The 6655-nt window shown below is 67.2% G+C and carries 4 protein-coding genes and 4 pseudogenes; 4 read left to right on the forward strand and 4 right to left on the reverse strand.

Annotated features, from left to right (window positions below):
- Positions 1 to 556, forward strand: a pseudogene (locus JNW89_RS23205) (transposase); the annotation flags it as partial.
- A gap of 29 nt (positions 557 to 585) precedes the next feature.
- On the opposite strand, the pseudogene JNW89_RS23210 reads toward JNW89_RS23205, so the two are convergent.
- Positions 586 to 1436: pseudogene (locus JNW89_RS23210) on the reverse strand (IS5 family transposase).
- Positions 1437 to 1608: 172 nt separating this feature from the next.
- Positions 1609 to 1836 (reverse strand): hypothetical protein, encoded by a 228-nt coding sequence (locus JNW89_RS23215; protein ID WP_238450488.1) that lies wholly within the window; start codon positions 1834 to 1836, stop codon positions 1609 to 1611.
- A gap of 256 nt (positions 1837 to 2092) precedes the next feature.
- Between JNW89_RS23215 and JNW89_RS38980 the strand changes: the two are divergent.
- Positions 2093 to 2508 (forward strand): annotated as a pseudogene (locus tag JNW89_RS38980) (DUF4259 domain-containing protein).
- Positions 2509 to 2598: 90 nt separating this feature from the next.
- Here the strand turns inward: JNW89_RS38980 and JNW89_RS23225 are convergent.
- Together JNW89_RS23225 and JNW89_RS23230 are read right to left on the reverse strand one after the other, a co-directional pair.
- Positions 2599 to 3460 (reverse strand): annotated as a pseudogene (locus JNW89_RS23225) (IS5 family transposase); the annotation flags it as partial.
- A gap of 167 nt (positions 3461 to 3627) precedes the next feature.
- Positions 3628 to 3966, reverse strand: coding sequence for a hypothetical protein (locus tag JNW89_RS23230; protein WP_238450489.1), 339 nt, complete (start codon positions 3964 to 3966; stop codon positions 3628 to 3630).
- 1388 nt (positions 3967 to 5354) lie between these two features.
- On the opposite strand from JNW89_RS23230, the gene JNW89_RS23235 reads away from it, so the two are divergent.
- The gene (locus JNW89_RS23235) at positions 5355 to 5519 is read left to right on the forward strand and encodes a transposase (RefSeq protein WP_238450490.1); all 165 of its coding nucleotides are present in this window, start codon (positions 5355 to 5357) and stop codon (positions 5517 to 5519) included.
- 145 nt (positions 5520 to 5664) lie between these two features.
- Positions 5665 to 6462: a CPBP family intramembrane glutamic endopeptidase gene (locus tag JNW89_RS23240; protein ID WP_238450491.1), complete on the forward strand. Its 798-nt coding sequence runs from the start codon at positions 5665 to 5667 to the stop codon at positions 6460 to 6462.
- Positions 6463 to 6655: the final 193 nt, after the last annotated feature.

Below are 6655 nucleotides of genomic sequence, written 5' to 3' on the forward strand. Positions count from 1 at the left end.
GAGGGAACAGTCATTCGTTTTGAGGTTGGGCACCTGCCCAGCGGCGCGACCCCGAAGCCGGTGTGGCTGTGGTGGTCCGGCACCGACGCCACCAGCGACGACGTCGACCGGCTCTGGCAGACGTTCCTGCGCCGCTTCGACATCGAACACACGTTCCGCCTGTTCAAACAGACCCTCGGCTGGACCTGCCCCAAGATCCGCACCCCACAAGCAGCCGACCGCTGGACCTGGATGATCCTCGCCGCCTACACCCAGCTCCGTCTCGCCCGCGCCCTCGCCACCGACCTACCTGCGTCGCCCCTGGGAGAAACCCGCACCACCGCAGCGTCTCTCACCCGCCCGCGTCCGCCGAGGGTTTCGGCACCTGCGCGCGAAGGCCGCCTGCCCGGCCGGTGCACCCAAACCCTCCCGGCCAGGACCAGGGCGGCCACCCGGACGCCGCAACACCCACCCCACCCCGCGCTACGACGTCCACACCGCGACCACCACGACCGCCAACACAACAGCCGCAAAGAAGACGAAGTCCGTCAATCCCCGTCCACGCCGCACAGGTTAAAGATCAAGCTAGGGCCTGTCTTCAAAGGGTCACAACCATTGCAGTAGCGCGGCGATGGTGACCGTGGCCTGGTACGAGGTGGCGGTCTTGTCGTATCGGGTGGCGACGCTGCGGCACTGCTTGAGTCGGTTGAAGCAGCGTTCGACGACGTTGCGGCGCTTGTAGAGCTGCCTGTCGAACACCGGTGGCCGGCCGCCGCGACTGCCCCGTCGGCGGCGGTTGGCCTGCTGGTCAGCGCGTTCGGGAATCGTGTGCCCGATGCCGCGTCGACGCAGGTCAGCACGGATGGCCCTGGAGCTGTAGCCCTTGTCGGCGATGACGTGATCCGGGCGGACCCGAGGCCGGCCAGGTCCCGGCCGCCCGACACGGATCGCCGCCATGACGTGGGTGAAGCGGCTGCAGTCGTTGACGTTGCCGCCGGAGAGAACGAAGGCGAGAGTGCGGCCGGCGCCGTCGCAGGCAAGGTGGATCTTGGTGGTCAGTCCACCTCGAGATCGACCGAGGGCGTGATCTTGTGGTTCGTCCGTTTCTCGGCGCCCCCTTTAGCGCCAGCGGCATGTTGATGTGCCCGCACGATCGTGGAGTCCACCGACACCAGCCAGTCGATGTCCCCGGCCGCGTCCGCGTCGGCCTGCACCCCGGCGAGCATCCGGGCGAACGTGCCGTCCAGGGCCCACCTGCGGAAACGGGTATAGATCGACTGCCAGGAACCGTACCGGGCCGGCACGTCCCGCCACGCCGCCCCGGCCCGGATCTTCCACACGATCCCGTTGAGCACCCGCCGATCATCGACACGCGGCCGACCACCCGTCACCGCCGAGGGCAGATACCTCGACAGCGCATCCCACTCGACGTCAGACAACTCGTAGCGACGACCCACGCGCTACATCATCCGACACCAAGATCCTTTGAAGACACCGCCTAGGGCAATTTCCCGCCCCTCGCTGGTGAGTTCTGGACGCTTCGTCTGCCTGCGTGCCAGGCGCATTGCCGCCTCGGCAAACCGTCCGTGCGACGCCGGCCGTGGTCGTCCTCGTGCCGGTCAATTGCTGTCAGCCTTGCTGTTGACGCAGCCGCACGGCCCAGCAGAGAAGCGCTACACCCATCATCGAGAAGACCTCGCCGAGCCCCCACGAAGTGAGCTTCCCTTGAAACGGATGATGGCCATCGGTCCAATGCTGAATCAGGAGGTCACCGAAGCCGAAGATCAGGGACCAGACGCCCATCCCAGCAACCTGCTTCGCAGTTGGCCGACCGTCGGTCATGGTCATGCCGTCCATAGAAGCACCCGTGCCTACCGCCGGGCATCCCCCTTCGAGGCGCGCCGCAGCGGGCGCACGTCGCTTGAATGACCCGTGCCAGCGGATAGCCGCCCGACTGAAACGCGCGCAGACGCGTCGAGCTCGCCCGCTGCCGTCGCCGGCCGCCGCTGCCTGCCCCGTCAATCGCCATCCGGGCACGATAGCCGCCCTGGTATCCGGTCGAGTTATGTCGGTGGCCGGTGCGAGGATGCCGCGCAATCGACTTGGGGGCACGGTGGGGACATGGGACAGCGGCCCGTTCGACAACGACACCGCCGCTGACTGGTGTGGTGACCTCGACGACGCCGACGCGGCCAAGCGCCCGTGGCTGGTCCGCGAGGCGCTGAGTCGGGCCGCGCGMGGAGGGCGTACCTCGACGCCGACATCGCCTGTGAGGCGATCGCCGCCGCCGCGATCGTGGCCGCGCAGCAGCCCGGCGGCCAGCCGATCACCTCACCGTACGCACCGGACTTCCTGCGCGACGGTGGCCGGCTCGATCTACCCAGCGACTCGGCGGCGCTGGCAGTACGAGCCCTCGACCGGATCATGGCCGAGGACTCCGAATGGCACGACCTATGGCAGGACGCCGCCGGGAACGTTAACCCAGCCTTCGACGCCGTCCACGACCTACGAACGGTCCTTACGGCGTAGCAGAAGGTGTGGCGCATCAACTGTCCGCCACGCTGACTCGGTACCGACTAGGCCGGGTTTCATAGTTCGGGTCAGAGCCATTCGTTGTATCGCGACGACGTGGAGGGTGGCCTGGTAGCGCACGGCGAGCTTGTCGTACCGGGTGGCCACGGCTCGGTGGCGTTTGAGCTGGTTGATGCCGCACTCGACGGCGTGACGCTGGCGGTAGGTGGTGGGGTCGAAGGTCGGTGGTCGGCCGCCCTTGGCGCCCTTCCTACGCCGGCTGGCGGCTTGGTCGATCTTGATGGGGATGGTGGCCGGGATGCCGCGCCGGCGTAGCTCGCCTCGGTTGGCGCGGGAGCTGTATGCCTTGTCCGCCAGGACACGGTCGGGTCGGGTGCGGGGTCGGCCGCCGTCGGGCCTGGGGACTCGGATGCGGGCCAGGACCCGGGTGAACTGCGGGCTGTCGCCGCGCTGCCCGCCGGTCACCAGCATCGCCAAGGGTTTGCGGCCCTGCTCGCAGGCCAGGTGCAGCTTGGTGGTCCAGCCACCGCGCGATCGACCCAGGGCGTGATCAGCCGGCTCGTCTTCGACCCCCGCCGGGTGGTTCCTTCTGCCGCTCGGGTTGGGTGCGGGCGCCGGCGGCATGCTGATGCGCCCGAGCGATGGTGGAGTCGACGCTGACGTCCCAGGTGATCAGGCCAGCAGCGTCGGCGCGGGTCTGCAGTCCGGTGACGATCCGCTGCCAGACTCCCGCACGCTGCCAGCGGCGGAACAACCCGTAGACCGTCTGCCAGGGCCCGTAGCAATCTGGTACGTCCCGCCAGGGTGAGCCCACCCGCACCCGCCACCGGATGCCGTCGATGAGCTGCCGCTTGCTCCACTTCGGCGGTCGTCCTGGCTTCTTGCCCCTGGGCAGCAGCGGTTCCAGCGCCGCCCACTGAGCGTCGGTCAGGTCGTGCCGCCTCGTCACCGGTATGGTGGCCACGAGGTCTCCGGTTTCAGGTTCTGCTTGGTCGCTGAACCATCTACCGGAGACCTCACTGCGTATCGATCACCGACACGCCCACGACCCTGACCAGGGCCAACCGCCAGCCCTCGCTATGAAACACGGCCTAGGCGCGGCGGTCCAAGAAGCCTTCAATGCACGCGGGGAGCATCGAGCATGCCGGGCGGCACAACGCCGAGCCCATAAGCCGCCACACCAACAGCCCAAAGAAGACTCGCGGTTCCGACAGCGCCGAGCATCCCCACGCCAACAGCCCGCAGTCTGGTTCGCACGAGCACCACGGCCACCGAGACGCTGACGAGCGCTGGACAGGCACCCATGAACGCAAGGGTGAAGTACCACTCGCCGACGTTGTCATTGCCAGTCGGCCCCCAGCCAGCGAACACGAGGACCACGGCCTGCGGCAGCAAGCCGATGCACGCTCCGACCGCGCTCGACGCTTGAGCGGAGGTGAGGCATGCGAGGCGCATGCCGTCAGAGGGTATAGGGCCGCGGGCAGGTGCAACCAGGAATGGTGCAAACGGGACCCACGGGTGTGGTCGGCCGCGCGAGCTTACAGGAATGTGCAGGAGATTGTGGGTCGCGGCGAAGCGGTCGTCGCCGGTCGGTGGTGTTGGTCCGAGCAGGTGTTCGGCGGCGCGGTTCCGGCGTTCGCCGCCGAGGCCGACGCCGACATGTGCCAGGTTGGGGCGGTTGCCACGTACTTGTAGCTGCGGCAGCCGTCCGCGTCGGTCCATGGACGTCCACGGCCGCCCGCACCAGTCCTCCCTCAGCTAGTCACTGACTCCTCGCCGCGGCCTCTTGACACAGAGGGGAGCCGTTTAGGACATCGCTGGCTGACCAGCGATAACCCGAGAAGGTAGACGCCTTCGGGCACGCACGAAGAGCTCACCGAGCAGGAGTCGCTGGTCAGGACGTTGCCACTGGGATCCCAGTCACTTGCGGGACCGATACCGACGCCAACACGGCAGAACCCAGAGCCATACATCAATGCGATTCGGGGCACTTGGCCGGCGCGAGCCAGCTCCACACGACAGGGCGGCACCGGCCAAGCGGAGCAGCGAAGCCTGACCACTTCGGTGTTCTCTGGGAGGTCACGCCAACTCGCTCGACCACATCACCGCAGGTCAGAGCGCTTCCCCTTGTCCGGCTTCGTTGAGCACTTCGGACGAAGTGACCACTTCGCCGAGCTGCACCCAATCTGCGCCCACCTGCAAGGCCAAGCCATCGAGCGGCCCCTTACCGCCCTGACCAGCGCATACTCCCTACCAGGCGACATAGAGCGTCGTCGACTGCTGCTCAAAATGGCTGAGCACTCCGTGTGAAGCAGGACGCTGCACCGGCTCTGACCTGCGGTAATGAGAAGCCGCAGGTGGGGGCAGGTGCAGTTGAGCGCCGTTGCGTGCTGTTGGATGCAGTTCAACGCCGTTCAGTGCACACGGCTGCTCCCCACGTGCTCCCCCGACCCCGGCGCGCGACGTGGCGTCGCCCGGTGCCTTGGCGCTTCGCCTCGGCACGTCTTTAAGGAACAGCATCGAGGCTGACGTTTACTCAGCGTGACCGGCGTGCTGAGACACCACGCGCACGGTCGGCGGCAAGAGCGGATGTTTCATGCTTGCCGGAGTACCAACGTCGACGGGCCGCTGTGGCGGTCTACTCGCCTGCGTCTGCGTGGGTGAGTAGGCGGGCGGCCAGGGCGCGCACCTCGGCTCTGAGTTCGGCGGGCCGTTCGATGGTGAAGGGAAGACACCACCACGCACGCCTCGGACGAACGCGTACGCGGAACGCTTCGTGCGCAGCGTCCGGGCCGAGTGCACCGACCGGGTCCTTATCTACAAACGAACAGCACGCCCGCACCGTGCTGCGCGACTACGAGGACCACTTCGTCCGGCACCGGCCACACCAGAGCCTGGAGCAGCATCCACCCGACTACGACCCCGACGCGATCGTCGCGATCGACAAGCCAACCCGGCGACGCCGCGTCCTGGGCGGCGTCATCAACGAATATCGTCGAGCCGCTTGATCCGCCAGGCAAATCTCCAGCACACAGCCTTAAACCGAGTTTTGGCACGGTACAGGCCGGAATGATTCGGCCGAAGCGGGGTAGCCGGCGCCGTGATACGGCGGCGAGGCGTGGACCTGACTCGGGTGAAGGAACAGAGGGTGGCATGACGCCGCCGTCGAACTCGCGGCACCTCCTGCCGGCGGACAGCCGACGCCTATCCGTGGTCGCGTTCGTCGGCATGGTCGTCGCCTACCTGGTCGTGCTCCACGGGCTGGCACTGACCCTGACCAGTGGCCTGGAAACGAGGTACGCCGCGCCCAGAACGCTGAACGAGATGTGGCGCAGCATCACGGTTCCGGAGGCGGTCTCCGTCGTGCTGGTGATCGCGGCCATCTCCTGGCTTCGCTGGTGGCCGCCGGTCCTGCGGGATAACCATCCGGTCCAGCGCTGGGTCGTGGTCGTGCCCATCGGCATGGCGACCTGCGCTCTCATCGTGACCGACTACGGCGCCCTCGCCACCAAGGGCGCCACCTTCGCCCTGACACTCCTGCTCTCCGCACTGCTGATCGGCGCCAGCGAGGAACTGATATTCCGTGGGCTCGGGGTGACCGTGTTCCGCTCCACCGGGTTCACCGAAGGAAAGGTCGCCCTGTGGTCCACGGTCATCTTCGCCCTCGCCCACGCCACCAACCTGCTCACCGTAGGTGCCGTAGCCTTCGCCCAGGTACTGACCACCATGGTCGCCGGCTACTTCCTCTACCTCATCCGACGCCGCTCCGGCGGCATCACCGTGCCGGCCATCATCCACGGAATGTGGGACTTCTCCCTCATCTCAGCCCAGGTAATCCCGGGCAAGCCCCACCTCCTCTCACTCCTGGCCATCGTCACCATGGCGGTCCTGGCCATCGTCGTACTGGCACGCCGGCACCACATCGAACCAGTCACCGCCCAGCAACCCTGACGGCCCTGTACGGTGCCAAAAACTCTGTTTCAGGCTGGGAGCTGCGGATTTGCAGGTGGATCAGGCAGCTAGTACTCCAGCCGGGGATCGTGATCACGGTTCGATGAGGGCTTGTCGGGCGTAGTGGCTGGTCTTGGCTCGGGCTTGGTGACGGCGCCGGCGGATGGACCAGAACAGCGGGTCGCAGCGTCGG

It is taken from the genome of Micromonospora sp. 4G55 (assembly GCF_016803375.1).

What these genes read in the sequence shown, in the direction of transcription:
- JNW89_RS23215 (WP_238450488.1), bottom strand. Translation starts at nt 1,836, where the DNA reads ATGGACGGCATGACCATGACCGACGGTCGGCCAACTGCGAAGCAGGTT.
- JNW89_RS23230 (WP_238450489.1), bottom strand. Translation starts at nt 3,966, where the DNA reads ATGCGCCTCGCATGCCTCACCTCCGCTCAAGCGTCGAGCGCGGTCGGA.
- JNW89_RS23240 (WP_238450491.1), top strand. Translation starts at nt 5,665, where the DNA reads ATGACGCCGCCGTCGAACTCGCGGCACCTCCTGCCGGCGGACAGCCGA.